The organism is Streptococcus oralis subsp. dentisani, assembly GCF_007475365.1.
GTDB classification, from domain to species: domain Bacteria; phylum Bacillota; class Bacilli; order Lactobacillales; family Streptococcaceae; genus Streptococcus; species Streptococcus mitis_AX.
On sequence record NZ_CP034442.1, the window covers coordinates 1,825,782 to 1,845,673 of the forward strand.

Annotated in this window: 21 protein-coding genes and 1 pseudogene; 15 read left to right on the forward strand and 7 right to left on the reverse strand. The window is 45.9% G+C overall.

Going from position 1 to position 19,892, the window contains the following annotated elements; translation table 11 throughout:
- Window positions 1–307: 307 nt before the first annotated feature.
- Together EJF26_RS10370 and EJF26_RS10375 are read left to right on the forward strand one after the other, a co-directional pair.
- Window positions 308–448 (forward strand): annotated as a pseudogene (locus EJF26_RS10370) (KxYKxGKxW signal peptide domain-containing protein); the annotation flags it as partial.
- A 328-nt stretch (window positions 449–776) separates the two neighbouring features.
- A complete protein-coding gene (locus EJF26_RS10375; protein ID WP_260678606.1) occupies window positions 777–947 on the forward strand; it encodes a hypothetical protein in 171 nt (56 codons plus the stop codon).
- Here the strand turns inward: EJF26_RS10375 and EJF26_RS10380 are convergent.
- Entirely contained in the window at window positions 889–1,227 is a 339-nt protein-coding gene (locus EJF26_RS10380) for a hypothetical protein (protein WP_260678607.1), read from the reverse strand. The genes EJF26_RS10375 and EJF26_RS10380 overlap by 59 nt on opposite strands.
- Before the next feature lie 540 nt (window positions 1,228–1,767).
- On the reverse strand, window positions 1,768–2,385 hold the full coding sequence (locus EJF26_RS10385) for a hypothetical protein (RefSeq protein ID WP_260678608.1): 618 nt from the start codon (window positions 2,383–2,385) through the stop codon (window positions 1,768–1,770).
- A 314-nt stretch (window positions 2,386–2,699) separates the two neighbouring features.
- On the opposite strand from EJF26_RS10385, the gene EJF26_RS10390 reads away from it, so the two are divergent.
- Complete coding sequence (locus EJF26_RS10390; protein WP_260678609.1) at window positions 2,700–2,834, forward strand: hypothetical protein; 135 nt, start codon at window positions 2,700–2,702, stop codon at window positions 2,832–2,834.
- 12 nt (window positions 2,835–2,846) lie between these two features.
- Window positions 2,847–3,110 carry a hypothetical protein gene (locus EJF26_RS10395; RefSeq protein WP_260678610.1) on the forward strand — a complete coding sequence of 88 codons (264 nt, stop codon included), beginning with the start codon at window positions 2,847–2,849 and terminating at the stop codon, window positions 3,108–3,110.
- 943 nt (window positions 3,111–4,053) lie between these two features.
- Here the strand turns inward: EJF26_RS10395 and EJF26_RS10400 are convergent.
- On the reverse strand, window positions 4,054–4,203 hold the full coding sequence (locus tag EJF26_RS10400) for a hypothetical protein (RefSeq protein WP_185962788.1): 150 nt from the start codon (window positions 4,201–4,203) through the stop codon (window positions 4,054–4,056).
- A 3,236-nt stretch (window positions 4,204–7,439) separates the two neighbouring features.
- Between EJF26_RS10400 and EJF26_RS10405 the strand changes: the two genes are divergently transcribed.
- From EJF26_RS10405 to EJF26_RS10420, 4 genes are all read left to right on the forward strand, one after another.
- Entirely contained in the window at window positions 7,440–8,003 is a 564-nt protein-coding gene (locus tag EJF26_RS10405; protein ID WP_398575745.1) for a tetratricopeptide repeat protein, read from the forward strand.
- A gap of 126 nt (window positions 8,004–8,129) precedes the next feature.
- Complete coding sequence (locus EJF26_RS10410; protein ID WP_398575746.1) at window positions 8,130–8,273, forward strand: hypothetical protein; 144 nt, start codon at window positions 8,130–8,132, stop codon at window positions 8,271–8,273.
- A gap of 126 nt (window positions 8,274–8,399) precedes the next feature.
- Window positions 8,400–8,963, forward strand: coding sequence for a tetratricopeptide repeat protein (locus tag EJF26_RS10415; protein WP_398575745.1), 564 nt, complete (start codon window positions 8,400–8,402; stop codon window positions 8,961–8,963).
- A 276-nt stretch (window positions 8,964–9,239) separates the two neighbouring features.
- Window positions 9,240–9,473, forward strand: coding sequence for a hypothetical protein (locus tag EJF26_RS10420; RefSeq protein WP_176605672.1), 234 nt, complete (start codon window positions 9,240–9,242; stop codon window positions 9,471–9,473).
- A gap of 7 nt (window positions 9,474–9,480) precedes the next feature.
- Here the strand turns inward: EJF26_RS10420 and EJF26_RS10425 are convergent, their stop codons facing one another.
- The gene (locus EJF26_RS10425; RefSeq protein WP_398575749.1) at window positions 9,481–9,681 is read right to left on the reverse strand and encodes a hypothetical protein; all 201 of its coding nucleotides are present in this window, start codon (window positions 9,679–9,681) and stop codon (window positions 9,481–9,483) included.
- On the opposite strand from EJF26_RS10425, the gene EJF26_RS10430 reads away from it, so the two are divergent.
- Complete coding sequence (locus EJF26_RS10430) at window positions 9,660–9,851, forward strand: hypothetical protein (protein WP_398575751.1); 192 nt, start codon at window positions 9,660–9,662, stop codon at window positions 9,849–9,851. The two genes, EJF26_RS10425 and EJF26_RS10430, sit on opposite strands and share 22 nt — an antisense overlap.
- A 606-nt stretch (window positions 9,852–10,457) precedes the next feature.
- Window positions 10,458–10,589 carry a hypothetical protein gene (locus tag EJF26_RS10435; RefSeq protein ID WP_398575752.1) on the forward strand — a complete coding sequence of 44 codons (132 nt, stop codon included), beginning with the start codon at window positions 10,458–10,460 and terminating at the stop codon, window positions 10,587–10,589.
- A gap of 397 nt (window positions 10,590–10,986) precedes the next feature.
- On the opposite strand, the gene EJF26_RS10440 is transcribed toward EJF26_RS10435, so the two are convergent.
- The 3 genes from EJF26_RS10440 to EJF26_RS10450 are packed head-to-tail and all read right to left on the reverse strand — an operon-like array spanning window position 10,987 to window position 13,044.
- On the reverse strand, window positions 10,987–11,979 hold the full coding sequence (locus EJF26_RS10440) for a hypothetical protein (protein WP_398575754.1): 993 nt from the start codon (window positions 11,977–11,979) through the stop codon (window positions 10,987–10,989).
- Between the two features lie 27 nt (window positions 11,980–12,006).
- Entirely contained in the window at window positions 12,007–12,573 is a 567-nt protein-coding gene (locus EJF26_RS10445; protein WP_398575755.1) for a hypothetical protein, read from the reverse strand.
- Between the two features lie 27 nt (window positions 12,574–12,600).
- Window positions 12,601–13,044 carry a hypothetical protein gene (locus tag EJF26_RS10450; protein ID WP_398575757.1) on the reverse strand — a complete coding sequence of 148 codons (444 nt, stop codon included), beginning with the start codon at window positions 13,042–13,044 and terminating at the stop codon, window positions 12,601–12,603.
- A 469-nt stretch (window positions 13,045–13,513) separates the two neighbouring features.
- On the opposite strand from EJF26_RS10450, the gene EJF26_RS10455 reads away from it, so the two are divergent.
- The 5 genes from EJF26_RS10455 (at window position 13,514) to EJF26_RS09365 (ending at window position 19,885) form a co-directional block, all read left to right on the forward strand.
- Window positions 13,514–13,999, forward strand: a complete 486-nt coding sequence (locus tag EJF26_RS10455; protein WP_312023115.1) for an LPXTG cell wall anchor domain-containing protein — start codon at window positions 13,514–13,516, stop codon at window positions 13,997–13,999.
- A gap of 710 nt (window positions 14,000–14,709) precedes the next feature.
- Window positions 14,710–16,323, forward strand: coding sequence for a ribonuclease Y (locus tag EJF26_RS09350; RefSeq protein ID WP_000404953.1), 1,614 nt, complete (start codon window positions 14,710–14,712; stop codon window positions 16,321–16,323).
- A 134-nt stretch (window positions 16,324–16,457) separates the two neighbouring features.
- The gene (gene gmk, locus EJF26_RS09355) at window positions 16,458–17,084 is read left to right on the forward strand and encodes a guanylate kinase (RefSeq protein WP_000775035.1); all 627 of its coding nucleotides are present in this window, start codon (window positions 16,458–16,460) and stop codon (window positions 17,082–17,084) included.
- Between the two features lie 24 nt (window positions 17,085–17,108).
- Window positions 17,109–17,423 carry a DNA-directed RNA polymerase subunit omega gene (gene rpoZ, locus EJF26_RS09360; protein WP_002874282.1) on the forward strand — a complete coding sequence of 105 codons (315 nt, stop codon included), beginning with the start codon at window positions 17,109–17,111 and terminating at the stop codon, window positions 17,421–17,423.
- Between the two features lie 65 nt (window positions 17,424–17,488).
- Window positions 17,489–19,885, forward strand: a complete 2,397-nt coding sequence (locus tag EJF26_RS09365; RefSeq protein ID WP_000951898.1) for a primosomal protein N' — start codon at window positions 17,489–17,491, stop codon at window positions 19,883–19,885.
- Window positions 19,886–19,892: the final 7 nt, after the last annotated feature.

Sequence of the window (19,892 nt, forward strand, 5' to 3'; positions counted from 1 at the left end):
CGTAAGAGAATTTCAATAGTTTGAACTTTAAAAGCGAATTTTCTGAAAAAATTAGCTATTTTCATTTGTCATTTCGCGTATAATTACTTGAAAAGGGCAATCCGTTTTGGTAAAATGATAGATGGTATATACTAGATAAAAGCAACTGGTATATCCCAGATGGAATCTGCTTTTTCTGAGTCAAAGGGATAAAAACTGAAACTGACTGCGGTTTTATTATTTTGGTTTTGAGAGGCAGCGCAACTACGCTTTGTTAATGGTCATGAGGTTAACAAAGGGTCGCAATTGGATAAAAGAAAGGAATAGAATGTTTCGAAGTAAAAAATTTAACAAAGATTTCGAGATCGTAGATGAGAAAAAGCGTTATAAGCTTTACAAGTCGGGTAAAAACTGGGTAAAAGCCTCGAACTCTCAATTGGATCTCTTCCGTATCGGTGGGATGGGCGAAGTTGTCTCTAGTACCCTATCAGACACTGAAGAACTTGATCACGCACACCTTAGTTTTAACACGCTAGCGGGCATAGGGGGAATCCTGGCCGCGGGAGCTGCAGGATTTGTGATGACTCAAGAGCAAACTGTTTATGCGGATGAAACATCTGAGTATACAGAAAAGGATAAAACAGTCATCGCAGCTGAACCAAAAGCAGCTGAAACAACTGAGACAAGTACTAACTCAATCATCGCTCAAGCGCAAGCAGAAGTAAAGAAAGCTCAAGCAGAACAAGCATCTGCCTCAGCTTCTGTATCAGTCAGTCAATCTGTTGAGGCTCAAGCGAGTGCGAGTCAGTCAGCTTCAGTCAGTCAATCTGCCTCAGCGAGTCAGTCAGCATCTGCAAGTGCTTCAACATCAGCAAGTCAGTCAACTGCTCCAGCATCTGAGTCAGCGAGTCAATCAACATCAGCTCCTGTATCAGCTTCAGCAAGTGCCAAAGCATCTGCATCAGTAAGCTCTACACCATCAGCGTCAGCAAGCTCTCCAGCACCTGCCTCTGTAGTTGAGAGTACATCAGCTGTTAGCGAACCATCAGCACAGGCCTCTGTGTCTACCTCAGCTTCAGCATCGCTCAACCTTAAGGTCAACCCTGCGGCAAGTCTTGTATCAGGTAGTGCTAACCAAAGTTTGACAAGCGCAGCTCTTAGCACAAGCCAAGCAGCAACGACCAGCAACAATATCGCAGCTGGTGTTGTAGCGGATAAGAACCAAGCCCAAGGCAAGGATACAACCAAGCAGGCTGAGAAGGATCAAGCGGCAGATAAGCAAGTAACTACTGCACCGAAAAAGGGTTACTCTGGTTTCCGCCAAGGTATTCCAGGTATTATTGACTCTGAAGCTGGTGTATTTCTTACCGATACACCAAATGGTCAATATGCCAAGAGATATCCAATTCCTGATCAAACAGCTTATAAACCAATGCCTGAGACACATGTTTATTTCCATAATGGACAAAACAAGCACTTTAATGGTACTTGGAAGCAGGAGCATATTGCTAGAGATGCCCTCTATATTTCTGAGACAGACACTAATCGTTTGAAACAACTTGGTCTTAACTATCGATTGGATGTTGTGCAAGTACGGAGTCAACAAGGTCAGATTGGATATTTACCACGTTTGACTATGTGGGGTTATCCAACGCCTGTCAAAGGGAACTTGGTATTGTTCAATGTACGAGTTAGTGGCGCAGGTGGTCAAGGAGTGGTCAATCAAGCTACAATAAGCTTCAATGTTACTCGTAACCCTCGATATGAGAGTGAATCTACATCTGCAAGTCAATCAACATCAGCATCAACAAGTACACAGTCAGCTTCAGATTCAATGAGTTTGAGCGCGAGTGACTCTGCGTCAATTAGTGCGAGCCAAAGTGCCTCAGCATCTATCTCAGCAAGTATTAGTGCATCAACGTCAGCAATTGCGAGCCAAAGTGCCTCAGCCAGTGCGAGCGTGAGCAGTAGCGTATCTGCTTCTGTATCAGGAAGCCAAAGTGCGAGTGCATCACTCAGCGCAAGTCGCTCAGCTTCAGCAAGTGCAAGTTCAAGCCGTTCAGCCTCAGCGAGCGTAAGCTCAAGTCGTTCGGCAAGTGCTTCAGCCAGTGCATCACTCAGCGCAAGTCGCTCAGCTTCAGCGAGCGTAAGTTCAAGCCGTTCAGCGAGTGCATCGCTAAGTGCAAGTCGCTCAGCTTCAGCAAGTGTAAGCTCAAGTCGTTCGGCAAGTGCATCGCTAAGTGCAAGCCGCTCAGCTTCAGCAAGTGTAAGCTCAAGTCGTTCGGCAAGTGCATCGCTTAGTGCAAGCCGCTCAGCTTCAGCAAGTGTAAGCTCAAGCCGTTCAGCTAGTGCATCGCTTAGTGCAAGTCGTTCAGCAAGCACATCAGTAAGCACATCAGTAAGCACATCAGTAAGCTCAAGTCAATCAGCTAGTGCATCAGTATCTGCAAGTCGCTCAGCTTCAGCATCAGTAAGCGCCAGCCAAAGTGCCTCAGCTTCAGCATCTGTATCAGCTAGCCAATCAGCAAGCGCCTCTGTATCAGCAAGTCAAAGTACTTCAGCATCAGTAAGCGCGAGCCACTCTGCGTCAGTATCAGCAAGCCAAAGCGCTTCAGCATCAGTAAGTGCAAGCCAATCAGCATCAGTATCAGCTAGCCAATCAGCAAGCGCCTCTGTATCAGCAAGTCAAAGTACTTCAGCATCAGTAAGCGCGAGCCAAAGTGCTTCAGCTTCAGCATCTAACAACCAGAACTCAGCTTCTATCTCAGCAAGCGCGAGCCACTCTGCGTCAGTATCAGCAAGCCAAAGCGCTTCAGCGTCAGTATCTGCAAGTCAAAGTACTTCAGCATCAGTAAGCGCGAGCCAAAGTGCTTCAGCTTCAGCATCTAACAACCAGAACTCAGCTTCTATCTCAGCAAGCGCGAGCCAGTCTGCGTCAATTAGTGCGAGCCAAAGCGCTTCAGCTTCTATCTCAGCAAGCATCAGTGCAAGCCACTCAGCATCAAGCTCAGCAAGCGCGAGCCAAAGTGCCTCAGCTTCAGCATCTAACGACCAGAACTCAGCTTCTATCTCAGCAAGTGCGAGCCACTCTGCGTCAGTATCAGCAAGCCAAAGCGCTTCAGCATCAGTAAGTGCTAGTCAATCAGCATCTGTATCATCTAGCCAATCAGCTTCAGCCTCAGTATCTGCAAGTCAAAGTACTTCAGCATCAGTAAGTGCAAGCCAAAGTGCCTCAGCTTCAGCATCTAACGACCAGAACTCAGCTTCTATCTCAGCAAGTGCGAGCCAGTCTGCGTCAGTATCAGCAAGCCAAAGCGCTTCAGCATCAGTAAGTGCTAGTCAATCAGCATCTGTATCATCTAGCCAATCAGCTTCAGCTTCAGTATCTGCAAGTCAAAGTACTTCAGCATCAGTAAGTGCAAGCCAAAGTGCCTCAGCTTCAGCATCTAACAACCAGAACTCAGCTTCTATCTCAGCAAGCGCGAGCCACTCTGCGTCAATTAGTGCAAGCCAAAGCGCTTCAGCATCAGTAAGTGCAAGCATCAGTGCAAGCCAATCAGCATCTGTATCATCTAGCCAATCAGCTTCAGCTTCAGTATCTGCAAGTCAAAGTACTTCAGCATCAGTAAGTGCAAGCCAAAGTGCCTCAGCTTCAGCATCTAACAACCAGAACTCAGCTTCTATCTCAGCAAGCGCGAGCCAGTCTGCGTCAGTATCAGCAAGCCAAAGCGCTTCAGCATCAGTAAGTGCTAGTCAATCAGCATCTGTATCATTTAGCCAATCAGCTTCAGCCTCAGTATCTGCAAGTCAAAGTACTTCAGCATCAGTAAGCGCCAGCCAAAGTGCCTCAGCTTCAGCATCTAACAACCAGAACTCAGCTTCTATCTCAGCAAGCGCGAGCCACTCTGCGTCAGTATCAGCAAGCCAAAGCGCTTCAGCATCAGTAAGTGCTAGTCACTCAGCATCAGTATCAGCTAGCCAATCCGCTTCAGCGTCAGTATCTGCAAGTCAAAGTGCTTCAGCATCAGTAAGCGCAAGCCAAAGCGCTTCAGCTTCAGCTTCAGTATCTGCAAGTCAAAGTGCTTCAACATCAGTAAGCGCCAGCCAAAGTGCCTCAGCTTCAGCATCTAACAACCAGAACTCAGCTTCTATCTCAGCAAGCGCGAGCCACTCTGCGTCAATTAGTGCAAGCCAAAGCGCTTCAGCATCAGTAAGTGCAAGCATCAGTGCAAGCCAATCAGCATCAAGCTCAGCAAGTGCGAGCCAAAGTGCCTCAGCAAGTGCAAGCGTAAGTGCTTCTGTAAGCTCAAGCCAATCAGCTTCAGCATCAGTAAGTGCAAGTCACTCAGCATCTGTATCAGCTAGCCAATCAGCCAGCGCCTCTGTATCAGCAAGTCAAAGTGCTTCAACATCAGTAAGCGCCAGCCAAAGTGCCTCAGCTTCAGCATCTAACGACCAGAACTCAGCTTCTATCTCAGCAAGTGCGAGCCAGTCTGCGTCAGTATCAGCAAGCCAAAGCGCTTCAGCATCAGTAAGTGCTAGTCAATCAGCATCTGTATCATCTAGCCAATCAGCTTCAGCCTCAGTATCTGCAAGTCAAAGTACTTCAGCATCAGTAAGTGCTAGCCAAAGTGCCTCAGCTTCAGCATCTAACAACCAGAACTCAGCTTCTATCTCAGCAAGTGCGAGCCACTCTGCGTCAGTATCAGCAAGCCAAAGCGCTTCAGCATCAGTAAGTGCTAGTCAATCAGCATCTGTATCATCTAGCCAATCAGCTTCAGCTTCAGTATCTGCAAGTCAAAGTACTTCAGCATCAGTAAGTGCTAGCCAAAGTGCCTCAGCTTCAGCATCTAACGACCAGAACTCAGCTTCTATCTCAGCAAGCGCGAGCCACTCTGCGTCAGTATCAGCAAGCCAAAGCGCTTCAGCATCAGTAAGTGCTAGTCAATCAGCATCTGTATCATCTAGCCAATCAGCTTCAGCTTCAGTATCTGCAAGTCAAAGTACTTCAGCATCAGTAAGTGCTAGCCAAAGTGCCTCAGCTTCAGCATCTAACGACCAGAACTCAGCTTCTATCTCAGCAAGTGCGAGCCACTCTGCGTCAGTATCAGCAAGCCAAAGCGCTTCAGCATCAGTAAGTGCTAGTCAATCAGCATCTGTATCATCTAGCCAATCAGCTTCAGCCTCAGTATCTGCAAGTCAAAGTACTTCAGCATCAGTAAGTGCAAGCCAAAGTGCCTCAGCTTCAGCATCTAACGACCAGAACTCAGCTTCTATCTCAGCAAGTGCGAGCCAGTCTGCGTCAGTATCAGCAAGCCAAAGCGCTTCAGCATCAGTAAGTGCTAGTCAATCAGCATCTGTATCATCTAGCCAATCAGCTTCAGCTTCAGTATCTGCAAGTCAAAGTACTTCAGCATCAGTAAGTGCAAGCCAAAGTGCCTCAGCTTCAGCATCTAACAACCAGAACTCAGCTTCTATCTCAGCAAGCGCGAGCCACTCTGCGTCAATTAGTGCAAGCCAAAGCGCTTCAGCATCAGTAAGTGCAAGCATCAGTGCAAGCCAATCAGCATCTGTATCATCTAGCCAATCAGCTTCAGCTTCAGTATCTGCAAGTCAAAGTACTTCAGCATCAGTAAGTGCAAGCCAAAGTGCCTCAGCTTCAGCATCTAACAACCAGAACTCAGCTTCTATCTCAGCAAGCGCGAGCCAGTCTGCGTCAGTATCAGCAAGCCAAAGCGCTTCAGCATCAGTAAGTGCTAGTCAATCAGCATCTGTATCATTTAGCCAATCAGCTTCAGCCTCAGTATCTGCAAGTCAAAGTACTTCAGCATCAGTAAGTGCTAGCCAAAGTGCCTCAGCTTCAGCATCTAACGACCAGAACTCAGCTTCTATCTCAGCAAGCGCGAGCCACTCTGCGTCAGTATCAGCAAGCCAAAGCGCTTCAGCATCAGTAAGTGCTAGTCAATCAGCATCTGTATCATCTAGCCAATCAGCTTCAGCTTCAGTATCTGCAAGTCAAAGTACTTCAGCATCAGTAAGTGCTAGCCAAAGTGCCTCAGCTTCAGCATCTAACGACCAGAACTCAGCTTCTATCTCAGCAAGTGCGAGCCACTCTGCGTCAGTATCAGCAAGCCAAAGCGCTTCAGCATCAGTAAGTGCTAGTCAATCAGCATCTGTATCATCTAGCCAATCAGCTTCAGCCTCAGTATCTGCAAGTCAAAGTACTTCAGCATCAGTAAGTGCAAGCCAAAGTGCCTCAGCTTCAGCATCTAACGACCAGAACTCAGCTTCTATCTCAGCAAGTGCGAGCCAGTCTGCGTCAGTATCAGCAAGCCAAAGCGCTTCAGCATCAGTAAGTGCTAGTCAATCAGCATCTGTATCATCTAGCCAATCAGCTTCAGCCTCAGTATCTGCAAGTCAAAGTACTTCAGCATCAGTAAGTGCTAGCCAAAGTGCCTCAGCTTCAGCATCTAACAACCAGAACTCAGCTTCTATCTCAGCAAGTGCGAGCCACTCTGCGTCAGTATCAGCAAGCCAAAGCGCTTCAGCATCAGTAAGTGCTAGTCAATCAGCATCTGTATCATCTAGCCAATCAGCTTCAGCTTCAGTATCTGCAAGTCAAAGTACTTCAGCATCAGTAAGTGCTAGCCAAAGTGCCTCAGCTTCAGCATCTAACGACCAGAACTCAGCTTCTATCTCAGCAAGTGCGAGCCAGTCTGCGTCAGTATCAGCAAGCCAAAGCGCTTCAGCATCAGTAAGTGCTAGTCAATCAGCATCTGTATCATCTAGCCAATCAGCTTCAGCCTCAGTATCTGCAAGTCAAAGTACTTCAGCATCAGTAAGTGCTAGCCAAAGTGCCTCAGCTTCAGCATCTAACAACCAGAACTCAGCTTCTATCTCAGCAAGTGCGAGCCACTCTGCGTCAGTATCAGCAAGCCAAAGCGCTTCAGCATCAGTAAGTGCTAGTCAATCAGCATCTGTATCATCTAGCCAATCAGCTTCAGCTTCAGTATCTGCAAGTCAAAGTACTTCAGCATCAGTAAGTGCTAGCCAAAGTGCCTCAGCTTCAGCATCTAACGACCAGAACTCAGCTTCTATCTCAGCAAGCGCGAGCCACTCTGCGTCAGTATCAGCAAGCCAAAGCGCTTCAGCATCAGTAAGTGCAAGCATCAGTGCTTCAGTGAGCTCAAGTCAATCGGCTTCAGCATCTGTATCAGCTAGCCAAAGTGCTTCAGCATCAGTATCTGCAAGCCAAAGCACTTCAGCATCAGTATCTGCAAGCCAATCAGCTTCAGCATCAGTATCTGCAAGTCAATCAACTTCAGCATCAGTAAGCTCAAGTGAATCAGCTTCAGCATCAGTATCTGCAAGCCAAAGCACTTCAGCATCAGTATCTGCAAGTGAATCAGCTTCAGCTTCTGTAAGCTCAAGTCAATCAACTAGCGCATCAGTATCTGCAAGTGAATCAACTTCAGCATCTGTATCAGCTAGTCAATCAGCTTCAGCATCAGTATCTGCAAGCCAAAGCACTTCAGCATCAGTATCTGCAAGTGAATCAACTTCAGCGTCTGTATCAGCTAGCCAATCAGCTTCAGCGTCTGTATCAGCTAGCCAAAGCACTTCAGCATCAGTATCTGCAAGTGAATCAGCTTCAGCCTCAGTATCTGCAAGCCAATCAGCTTCAGCATCAGTATCTGCAAGCCAATCAGCTTCAGCATCAGTATCTGCAAGTCAATCAACTTCAGCATCAGTATCAGCTAGTCAATCAGCTTCAGCATCAGTATCTGCAAGCCAAAGCACTTCAGCATCAGTATCTGCAAGTCAATCAACTTCAGCGTCTGTATCAGCTAGCCAATCAGCTTCAGCGTCTGTATCAGCTAGCCAAAGCACTTCAGCATCAGTATCTGCAAGTGAATCAGCTTCAGCCTCAGTATCTGCAAGCCAATCAGTTTCAGCATCAGTATCTGCAAGCCAATCAGCTTCAGCATCAGTATCTGCAAGTCAATCAACTTCAGCATCAGTAAGCTCAAGTGAATCAGCTTCAGCATCAGTATCTGCAAGCCAAAGCACTTCAGCATCAGTATCTGCAAGTGAATCAGCTTCAGCTTCTGTAAGCTCAAGTCAATCAACTAGCGCATCAGTATCTGCAAGTGAATCAACTTCAGCATCTGTATCAGCTAGTCAATCAGCTTCAGCATCAGTATCTGCAAGCCAAAGCACTTCAGCATCAGTATCTGCAAGCCAATCAGCTTCAGCATCAGTATCTGCAAGTCAATCAACTTCAGCATCAGTAAGCTCAAGTGAATCAGCTTCAGCATCAGTATCTGCAAGCCAAAGCACTTCAGCATCAGTATCTGCAAGTGAATCAGCTTCAGCTTCTGTAAGCTCAAGTCAATCAACTAGCGCATCAGTATCTGCAAGTGAATCAACTTCAGCATCTGTATCAGCTAGTCAATCAGCTTCAGCATCAGTATCTGCAAGCCAAAGCACTTCAGCATCAGTATCTGCAAGTGAATCAACTTCAGCGTCTGTATCAGCTAGCCAATCAGCTTCAGCGTCTGTATCAGCTAGCCAAAGCACTTCAGCATCAGTATCTGCAAGTGAATCAGCTTCAGCCTCAGTATCTGCAAGCCAATCAGCTTCAGCATCAGTATCTGCAAGCCAATCAGCTTCAGCATCAGTATCTGCAAGTCAATCAACTTCAGCATCAGTATCAGCTAGTCAATCAGCTTCAGCATCAGTATCTGCAAGCCAAAGCACTTCAGCATCAGTATCTGCAAGTCAATCAACTTCAGCGTCTGTATCAGCTAGCCAATCAGCTTCAGCGTCTGTATCAGCTAGCCAAAGCACTTCAGCATCAGTATCTGCAAGTGAATCAGCTTCAGCCTCAGTATCTGCAAGCCAATCAGTTTCAGCATCAGTATCTGCAAGCCAATCAGCTTCAGCATCAGTATCTGCAAGTCAATCAACTTCAGCATCAGTAAGCTCAAGTGAATCAGCTTCAGCATCAGTATCTGCAAGCCAAAGCACTTCAGCATCAGTATCTGCAAGTGAATCAGCTTCAGCTTCTGTAAGCTCAAGTCAATCAACTAGCGCATCAGTATCTGCAAGTGAATCAACTTCAGCATCTGTATCAGCTAGTCAATCAGCTTCAGCATCAGTATCTGCAAGCCAAAGCACTTCAGCATCAGTATCTGCAAGTGAATCAGCTTCAGCTTCTGTAAGCTCAAGTCAATCAACTAGCGCATCAGTATCTGCAAGTGAATCAACTTCAGCATCTGTATCAGCTAGTCAATCAGCTTCAGCATCAGTATCTGCAAGCCAAAGCACTTCAGCATCAGTATCTGCAAGTCAATCAACTTCAGCGTCTGTATCAGCTAGCCAATCAACTAGCGCATCAGTATCTGCAAGTGAATCAGCTTCAGCATCTGTATCAGCTAGTCAATCAGCTTCAGCATCAGTATCTGCAAGTCAATCAACTTCAGCATCAGTAAGCTCAAGTCAATCAACTTCAGCATCAGTATCTGCAAGCCAATCAGCTTCAGCGTCTGTATCAGCTAGCCAAAGCACTTCAGCATCAGTATCTGCAAGTGAATCAGCTTCAGCATCAGTATCTGCAAGCCAATCAACTAGCGCATCAGCAAGCACAAGCTTGAGTAACAGCGTGTCTGCTTCAATTAGTGCATCTGAATCAGCAAGCACAAGCACTTCAGCATCAGTATCTGCAAGTCAAAGCGCTTCAGCATCTGTATCAGCTAGCCAATCAACTAGCGCATCAGTATCTGCAAGCCAATCAGCTTCAGCATCAGTATCTGCAAGTCAATCAGCTTCGGCTTCTGTATCAGCTAGTCAATCAGCTTCAGCATCTGTAAGCTCAAGTCAATCAGCTTCAGCATCAGTATCTGCAAGCCAATCAGCTTCAGCATCAGTATCTGCAAGTCAATCAGCTAGCGCATCAGTATCTGCAAGCCAAAGCACTTCAGCATCAGTATCTGCAAGCCAAAGCGCTTCAGCATCAGTAAGCTCAAGTCAATCAGCTTCAGCATCTGTATCAGCTAGCCAAAGCGCTTCAGCATCTGTATCAGCTAGCCAATCAACTAGCGCATCAGTATCTGCAAGCCAATCAGCTTCAGCATCAGTATCTGCAAGTCAATCAGCTTCAGCATCTGTATCAGCTAGTCAATCAGCTTCAGCATCAGTATCTGCAAGTGAATCAGCTAGCGCATCAGTATCTGCAAGCCAATCAGCTTCAGCGTCTGTATCAGCTAGCCAATCAACTAGCGCATCAGTATCTGCAAGCCAATCAACTAGCGCATCTGTAAGTGCAAGTCAATCAGCTTCAGCATCAGTATCTGCAAGTGAATCAGCTTCAGCGTCTGTATCAGCTAGCCAAAGTGCTTCAGCTTCTGTAAGTGCAAGTCAATCAGCTAGCGCATCAGCAAGCACAAGCTTGAGTAACAGCGTGTCTGCTTCAATTAGTGCATCTGAATCAGCAAGCACAAGCACTTCAGCATCAGTATCTGCAAGTGAATCAGCTTCAGCCTCAGTATCTGCAAGCCAATCAGCTTCAGCGTCAGTATCTGCAAGTGAATCAGCTTCAGCATCAGTAAGCTCAAGCCAATCAGCTTCAGCATCAGTATCTGCAAGTGAATCAGCTTCAGCCTCAGTATCTGCAAGCCAATCAGCTTCAGCATCTGTATCAGCAAGCCAATCAGCTTCAGCGTCAGTATCTGCAAGTGAATCAACTTCAGCATCAGTAAGCTCAAGCCAATCAACTAGCGCATCAGTATCAGCAAGCCAATCAGCTTCAGCGTCAGTATCAGCAAGCCAATCAGCTTCAGCATCAGTATCTGCAAGTCAATCAGCTAGCGCATCAGTATCTGCAAGCCAAAGCACTTCAGCCTCAGTATCTGCAAGCCAATCAGCTTCAGCATCAGTATCTGCAAGTGAATCAGCTTCAGCATCAGTATCTGCAAGTGAATCAGCTTCAGCATCAGTAAGCTCAAGTCAATCAGCTTCAGCCTCAGTATCTGCAAGTGAATCAACTTCAGCATCAGTAAGCTCAAGCCAATCAACTAGCGCATCAGTATCTGCAAGCCAATCAGCTTCAGCATCAGCAAGCACAAGCTTGAGCAACAGCGTGTCTGCCTCAATCAGTGCATCTGAATCAGCAAGCACAAGCTTGAGTAACAGCGTATCTGCATCAATTAGTGCTAGCCACTCAGTAAGCACAAGCTTGAGCAACAGCGTATCAGCTTCAATTAGTGCATCTGAATCAGCAAGCACAAGCATGAGCAACAGCGTATCTGCATCAATTAGTGCTTCAGTATCAGCAAGTACAAGCTTGAGCAACAGCGTGTCAGCCTCAATCAGTGCTAGCCAATCAGTAAGCACAAGCTTGAGCAACAGCGTGTCAGCCTCAATCAGTGCTAGCCAATCAGCAAGCACAAGCTTGAGCAACAGTGTGTCTGCCTCAATCAGTGCTAGCCAATCAGCAAGCACAAGCATGAGCAACAGCGTGTCAGCTTCAATCAGTGCATCTGAATCAGCAAGCACAAGCATGAGCAACAGCGTATCTGCATCAATTAGTGCTTCAGTATCAGCAAGTACAAGCATGAGCAACAGCGTGTCTGCCTCAATCAGTGCTAGCCAATCAGTAAGCACAAGCTTGAGCAACAGCGTGTCAGCCTCAATCAGTGCTAGCCAATCAGCAAGCACAAGCTTGAGCAACAGTGTGTCTGCCTCAATCAGTGCTAGCCAATCAGCAAGTACAAGCATGAGCAACAGCGTGTCAGCTTCAATCAGTGCATCTGAATCAGCAAGTACAAGCTTGAGCAACAGCGTATCTGCTTCAATCAGTGCATCTGAATCAGCAAGCACAAGCATGAGCAACAGCGTGTCTGCCTCAATCAGTGCTAGCCAATCAGCAAGCACAAGCTTGAGTAACAGCGTATCTGCATCAATTAGTGCTAGCCACTCATTAAGCACAAGCTTGAGCAACAGCGTATCAGCGTCAATCAGTGCAAGTCAATCAGCAAGCACAAGCTTGAGCAATAGCGTGTCTGCATCAATTAGTGCTTCAGTATCAGCAAGCACAAGCTTGAGCAACAGCGTGTCAGCTTCAATTAGTGCTTCAGTATCAGCAAGCACAAGCTTGAGCAACAGCGTGTCAGCTTCAATTAGTGCATCTGAATCAGCAAGCACAAGCTTGAGCAACAGCGTGTCTGCCTCAATCAGTGCTAGCCAATCAGCAAGCACAAGCTTGAGCAACAGCGTGTCTGCTTCAATTAGTGCATCTGAATCAGCAAGCACAAGCTTGAGCAACAGCGTGTCTGCCTCAATCAGTGCTAGCCAATCAGCAAGCACAAGCTTGAGCAACAGCGTGTCAGCTTCAATTAGTGCTTCAGTATCAGCAAGCACAAGCTTGAGCAACAGCGTGTCTGCATCAATTAGTGCTAGCCAATCAGCAAGCACAAGCTTGAGCAACAGCGTGTCTGCCTCAATCAGTGCTAGCCAATCAGCAAGCACAAGCTTGAGTAACAGCGTATCTGCATCAATTAGTGCTAGCCACTCATTAAGCACAAGCTTGAGCAACAGCGTATCAGCGTCAATCAGTGCAAGTCAATCAGCAAGCACAAGCATGAGCAACAGCGTATCTGCATCAATTAGTGCTTCAGTATCAGCAAGTACAAGCTTGAGCAACAGCGTGTCAGCCTCAATCAGTGCTAGCCAATCAGTAAGCACAAGCTTGAGCAACAGCGTGTCAGCCTCAATCAGTGCTAGCCAATCAGCAAGCACAAGCTTGAGCAACAGTGTGTCTGCCTCAATCAGTGCTAGCCAATCAGCAAGCACAAGCATGAGCAACAGCGTATCTGCCTCAATCAGTGCTAGCCAATCAGCAAGCACAAGCATGAGCAACAGCGTATCTGCCTCAATCAGTGCCAGCCAATCAGCAAGCACAAGCTTGAGCAACAGCGTGTCTGCCTCAATCAGTGCATCTGAATCAGCAAGCAACAACTCAAGTAGTACTTCAGTTTCAACAAGTACTTCAGTAAGCTTGAGCAATAGCGTTTCAAGCAGTTTGAGTACAAGTGCGTCACAACAATCTAATTCATTCAGCTATAGTAAGGGTGAGCCAACAAGCGAATCTAAGCCAGAGTTTAACCTTCCTAGCTACCTTGAATCTGTAAGTGCAAGTGAGTCAGTTTCACTCAGCAAGTCAGTAAGCGTATCATTGAGCGATAGTACTTCAGCCTCAATCAGTGCAAGCAACAACTCAGGTAGTGGTTCAGGTTCAACAAGCACAAGCAATGGTTCAGGTGATGCCTCAACTTCAGCAAGTACTTCAGCAAGCATGAGCAACAGCGTAAGTGCTTCAATCAGCACAAGTGAATCAGTTTCAACAAGCACAAGCTTGAGTGACAGCATTTCAGCCTCAATCAGTGCAAGCAACAACTCAGGTAGTGGTTCAGGTTCAACAAGCACAAGCAATGGTTCAGGTGATGCCTCAACTTCAGCAAGTACTTCAGCAAGCATGAGCAACAGCGTAAGTGCTTCAATCAGCACAAGTGAATCAGTTTCAACAAGCACAAGCTTGAGTGACAGCATTTCTGCTTCAATCAGTGCAAGCAACAACTCAGGTAGCGGTTCAGGTTCAACAAGTACAAGCAATGGTTCAGGTGATGCCTCAACTTCAGCAAGTACTTCAGAAAGCTTGAGCAACAGCGTATCTGCATCAATTAGTGCGAGCCAATCAGCAAGCACAAGCTTGAGCGATAGTGCAAGTACCTCAGCTAGCTTGTCTGACAGTGCTTCAATCTCAAGTGCATTGAACCACTCACAAGCTCCTGCACAACAACCTGCTGGACCAGGACGTTCAAACGGTAGAAAACTTCCAAATACAGGAACTGCAAGTAACCAATTTGCTGGTCTTGGATTAGGAGTAGCTGCCTTGGCAACTGCCTCTCTTCTTGGCAAGAAGAAGAAATCAGCAGCTTCTGAAATGGATTTAGAAGACTAAGTCCCAAAAATCGACTAAAATGAAATTGTTGATATCATTTTAGCGATGAAAACAAGAACCCCGGATAGCTCAAGGCTATCTGGGGTTTTTGGCTCTTTGTCAACTGTAGAGAGTGAGATCTAACTAAGCATGAGAGAGAATCAGATTGGTTCTCTCTTTTTTAATATTCAAAGTGACGAGAATTATCACTCTAAATTTTTGAAATTTTGAAAATCAAATACTAGACATCTTATATTCTTGCTGATTGCTTTTAACTAATGGCGAAGTTCACCAGAACAAGTCAACGTCTGGCTGTCAATCTCACAAGGTGCTAAAGTTTCTCTGAAAGTTTGAGGATAAAAGGCTTTATTATAGCGCGACTGAGATGTTGGAATATGTGAAATTTATTCAGTATAATTTTGGTATTTTGAAGTAGTGTGACGATAGGGATCTGGCTGTTGAATCTGTCTACAGTGAACCGCTTTCGCTTGTTCCTGAACTTTCTCTAAGCCATTTGTAGAAGTAGTATTTGGTGGGTGATTGCTCTTTTTTGCTTCGTTTTTCGTGGAAATTTAAATTTTTAAAGAATCTTTATTTTGCTTTGAAATCTAAGGAATTTCTTCAAAAATTCACACAAAACTCTTCAATTTGGGTTTGTGGAAATCGGTTTTTTATGATAGAATATTAAGGAATGTATGTCATTCGATAAACAAATTTAATGAGGTAAAAACATGGAAATCATGACCATTGCGATTGTTGTTTTTGCCGTCATCATTGGTTTAGTCATTGGATATGTCAGCATCTCAGCTAAGATGAAATCATCTCAAGAGGCTGCAGAGTTGATGCTTCTAAATGCTGAACAAGAAGCAACTAATTTACGAGGACAAGCTGAGCGCGAAGCGGATTTATTGCTAAATGAAGCCAAGAGCGAAAGCAAGTCTCTTAAAAAAGAAGCACTATTGGAGGCCAAAGAGGAAGCCAGAAAATACCGTGAAGAAGTGGACGCTGAATTTAAGTCAGAACGTCAGGAACTCAAGCAAATTGAAAGTCGTTTGACGGAGAGAGCTACGAGTCTTGACCGCAAAGACGACAATTTGACGAACAAAGAAAAAACACTTGAACAAAAAGAACAAAGTATTTCTGATAGAGCAAAAAACCTTGATGCACGTGAAGAGCAATTAGAGGAAGTCGAAAGACAAAAAGAAGCTGAACTTGAACGTATCGGTTCCCTTTCCCAAGCTGAGGCTCGAGATATTATCTTGGCTCAGACAGAGGAAAACTTGACTAAGGAAATTGCTAGCCGCATTCGTGAGGCTGAGCAAGAAGTGAAGGAACGTTCAGACAAGATTGCTAAAGATATCTTGGTTCAGGCTATGCAGCGTATCGCTGGTGATTATGTAGCGGAGTCAACAAACTCTACAGTTCACCTACCAGATGATACCATGAAGGGACGCATTATCGGTCGTGAAGGACGTAATATTCGTACCTTTGAAAGTTTGACAGGGGTCGATGTTATCATCGACGACACGCCAGAAGTGGTAACCTTGTCAGGATTTGATCCGATTCGTCGTGAAATTGCTCGTATGACCATGGAAATGTTGCTCAAAGATGGCCGTATCCACCCAGCTCGTATCGAGGAGTTGGTGGAGAAAAACCGTCAGGAGATTGACAACAAAATCCGTGAATACGGTGAGGCTGCTGCCTATGAGATTGGTGCGCCAAACCTCCATCCAGACTTGATGAAGATTATGGGACGTTTGCAGTTCCGTACTTCATATGGACAAAATGTCTTGCGTCATTCGATTGAGGTTGCTAAGTTGTCTGGTATCATCGCGAGTGAACTTGGTGAAAATGCAGCTCTTGCCCGTCGTGCTGGCTTCCTTCACGACATCGGGAAAGCTATTGACCGCGAGGTTGAAGGTAGCCACGTTGAGATTGGTACGGAGTTGGCTCGTAAGTACAAGGAACACCCAGTTGTGGTGAATACCATTGCTAGCCACCACGGCGATGTCGAAGCCGAAAGCGTCATTGCAGTGATCGTTGCTGCAGCAGATGCCTTGAGTGCAGCGCGTCCAGGTGCTCGTAGCGAGTCTCTTGAAAGCTACATCAAGCGTCTCCATGATTTGGAAGAAATCGCCAATGGCTTTGAAGGAGTGCAAAATAGTTTTGCCCTTCAAGCAGGACGTGAAATCCGTATCATGGTTAATCCAGGACAAATCAAGGACGACAAAGTCACAATCTTGGCTCACAAAGTTCGTGAGAAAATTGAAAACAATCTCGATTACCCAGGAAATATCAAGGTAACCGTGATTCGCGAACTTCGTGCAGTAGATTATGCTAAATAAATAAGAAAGAGCAGTTGAAATATTACTGCTTTTTTGTTACACTAGATAGAAAGACTGTAGAAGGATAACTGACGCTTTCATCAGTATCCGATAGAAATTTTACTTTATTTCACAGACTAACTAAAGGAGACATAATGGCAGACCGAGGCTTGCTAATCGTTTTTTCTGGTCCTTCAGGAGTTGGGAAAGGAACGGTTAGAAGAGAGATTTTTGAGAGTTCTGAGAATCAATTTCAATACTCTGTATCGATGACGACGCGTGCGCAACGTCCTGGTGAAGTGGACGGAGTGGACTATTTCTTCCGTACTCGTGAAGAGTTTGAAGAACTGATACGTCAAGGTCAGATGTTGGAATATGCAGAATATGTCGGTAACTACTACGGAACTCCTCTGACCTATGTCAACGAAACCCTAGATAAGGGAATCGATGTCTTTCTTGAGATTGAAGTCCAAGGAGCCCTTCAGGTTAAGAAAAAGGCCCCAGACGCTGTCTTTATCTTTCTAACGCCACCAGATTTGGATGAATTGCAAGATCGTTTGGTAGGTCGTGGAACAGATAGCGCTGAAGTGATTGCCCAACGAATCGAAAAAGCCAAGGAAGAAATTGCCCTCATGCGTGAGTATGATTATGCCATTGTCAACGATCAGGTGCCCCTCGCTGCTGAACGTGTCAAGCGTGTGATCGAAGCAGAACACTTCCGTGTGGACCGTGTTATTGGTCACTACCAGGAGATGTTGCCAAAATCTCCAACTACTCGATAAACTATAGGAAACAGGTACAAGCAAATGATGTTAAAACCCTCTATTGATACCTTGCTAGACAAGGTGCCATCAAAATATTCACTCGTAATCTTAGAAGCAAAGCGTGCCCACGAACTAGAGGCAGGTGCGCCAGCTACTCAAGAGTTTAAGTCTGAAAAATCAACTCTTCGCGCTTTGGAAGAAATTGAGTCAGGAAACGTTACGATTCACCCAGATCCAGAAGGAAAACGTGAAGCGGTTCGTCTCCGTATCGAAGAAGAAAAACGCCGCAAAGAAGAAGAAGAAAAGAAAATCAAAGAGCAAATTGCTAAAGAAAAAGAAGATGGTGAAAAAATTTAAGGTTGGGGGGACTCAATCTTATTTTTTCTATTGCAAGAATTTACTGACAAGAAGGAGGTGAGAAGATGGCGATCGCAAAGATTATCGTGGATGTTCCCCTGATGCAGACGGATCAGCCATACAGTTACAAGGTCCCTGAGGAATTTGTAGAGATGCTAGAAGTCGGTATGCGGGTTCATGTCCCCTTCGGCAAAGGCAATCGTTTGATCCAAGGGATTGTGCTAGGTTTGGAGTCCCAGCCGGATGAAGAAGCTGCCAATCAGGATTTGAAAGAGATTGCAGAGGTGCTAGACTTTTCTCCTGTCTTGACTCAAGAGCAACTCTGGCTAGCTGAGGAGCTACGAAAGTCCGTCTTTTCTTACAAAATCTCCATTCTAAAAGCTATGCTTCCAGGGTTTTTAAACTCCAGCTATGATAAGATTCTCTATCCTCTGGAAGGTCTCAGTCAGGAAGACAAAGAGCGCTTGTTTGGTTCAGAAGATTCGCTAGCCTTTTCTTCTCTAGATTTAGCCAAGCAGGCTGAGATGATGCGTTTGACTAGGAAAGGTTTGCTCCGCTTAGAATACCAGGCAGTCGATCAAAAGAAGGTCAAGACCCAGTCTTGGTATGAGGTTGATGCTATTCGACTAAAGCAGATTGAGATTTCCGCGCGTGCCAAAAAAAAGACAGAGCTGAGAGACTATTTGCTTGCTCATCCTGAAAGTGCTCCTCTGGCTAGCTTGTTAGAATCCTACTCACGCGAGCAAGTCAACTTCTTTGTGGAGCAAGGAGCTCTAACCTTAATTCAAAAGGAAGTGCAACGCTCAGCTGCTTATTTCGAAGGTATTGAAGCAAGTAGACCTTTGGAATTGAATCCTGAACAAAGACAGGCGCGTGATGCCGTTGTCAGTGCTATTGGCAGTCAACAGCCTCCATTCCTCCTTCAAGGGATTACAGGAAGTGGGAAAACTGAGGTTTACTTGCAGATTATCCAAGGAGCCTTGTACAAGGGTAAGACGGCTATTTTGCTGGTACCTGAGATTTCTCTGACGCCACAAATGACGGAGCGTTTCATTGCTCGTTTTGGCGAGAAAGTGGCCATTCTTCACTCAGGCTTGTCCAATGGTGAAAAGTACGATGAATGGCGCAAGGTGGAACGTGGCGATGCCCAAGTTGTCGTTGGTGCCAGATCGGCCATCTTTGCACCTATAAAAAATCTCGGTGTCATCATTATCGATGAAGAACACGAAGCCAGCTATAAACAAGACAGCAATCCGCGTTATCATGCTAGAGAGGTCGCCATTCTACGGGCCCAGTACAATCAAGCGGCTTTGGTTCTTGGTTCGGCGACACCGAGCTTAGAGAGCCGTGCACGGGCTGGAAAAGGTGTCTATCACCACTTGCGACTAACCCAACGAGCTAATCCTCTGGCCACCATTCCTGAGGTTCAAGTGATTGACTTTCGGGACTATATCGGGCAGAATGAAACATCAAACTTTACGCCTCTTTTGCTAGAGGCCATCCAAGACCGTCTGGATAAAAAAGAGCAGGTAGTCCTCATGCTCAACCGCCGGGGTTATTCTAGCTTTGTTATGTGTCGGGAGTGTGGAATGGTGGATACTTGTCCCAACTGTGATATTTCCTTGACTCTTCACATGGATACCAAGACCATGAACTGCCATTACTGTGGTTTTTCGAAGGGGATTCCTCATGTCTGTCCCAACTGTCAGAGTCGCAGCATTCGCTACTACGGTACAGGGACTCAGAAAGCCTACGATGAGCTAGCGGAGCTCTTTCCTCAGGCCCGCATTCTGCGGATGGATGTGGATACGACCCGTAAGAAAGGCAGTCACCAAGCTCTTCTTGACCAGTTTGGTCAAGGGAAAGCGGATATCTTGCTGGGAACTCAGATGATTGCCAAGGGCTTGGATTTTCCCAATGTGACTCTAGTCGGAGTGCTCAATGCAGATACGGCCTTGAATCTGCCTGATTTTCGTTCTTCCGAGAGAACCTTCCAACTCTTAACTCAGGTGTCTGGTCGGGCAGGACGAGCGGAAAAGGCTGGGCAGGTCTTGATCCAGTCTTACAATCCTGAGCACTATGCCATTCGTTTTGCAAAAGATCAGGATTATGAAGGTTTTTATGCCTATGAAATGGGAATCAGACGACAACTCGGCTACCCGCCTTATTATTTCACTATTGGGATTACCCTCTCTCACAAGAAAGAAGAAGAGGTTGTCAAACGTGCCTATGAAGTCATGGGAATTTTGCGCTCAGGTTTATCGGAAACTAGTAAAATCCTTGGACCGACACCAAAACCCATTGCCCGCACCCACAACCTGTATCATTACCAGATTTTGATTAAATACCGTTTAGAAGATGAGCTGGGTCCAACCCTCAATCAGGTCTTGGCCTTGACTCAAGAACGTGAAAATAGCGAGCTTCGTCTCAGTATTGACCATGAACCGCAGCAATTTTTATAAGAAGGAA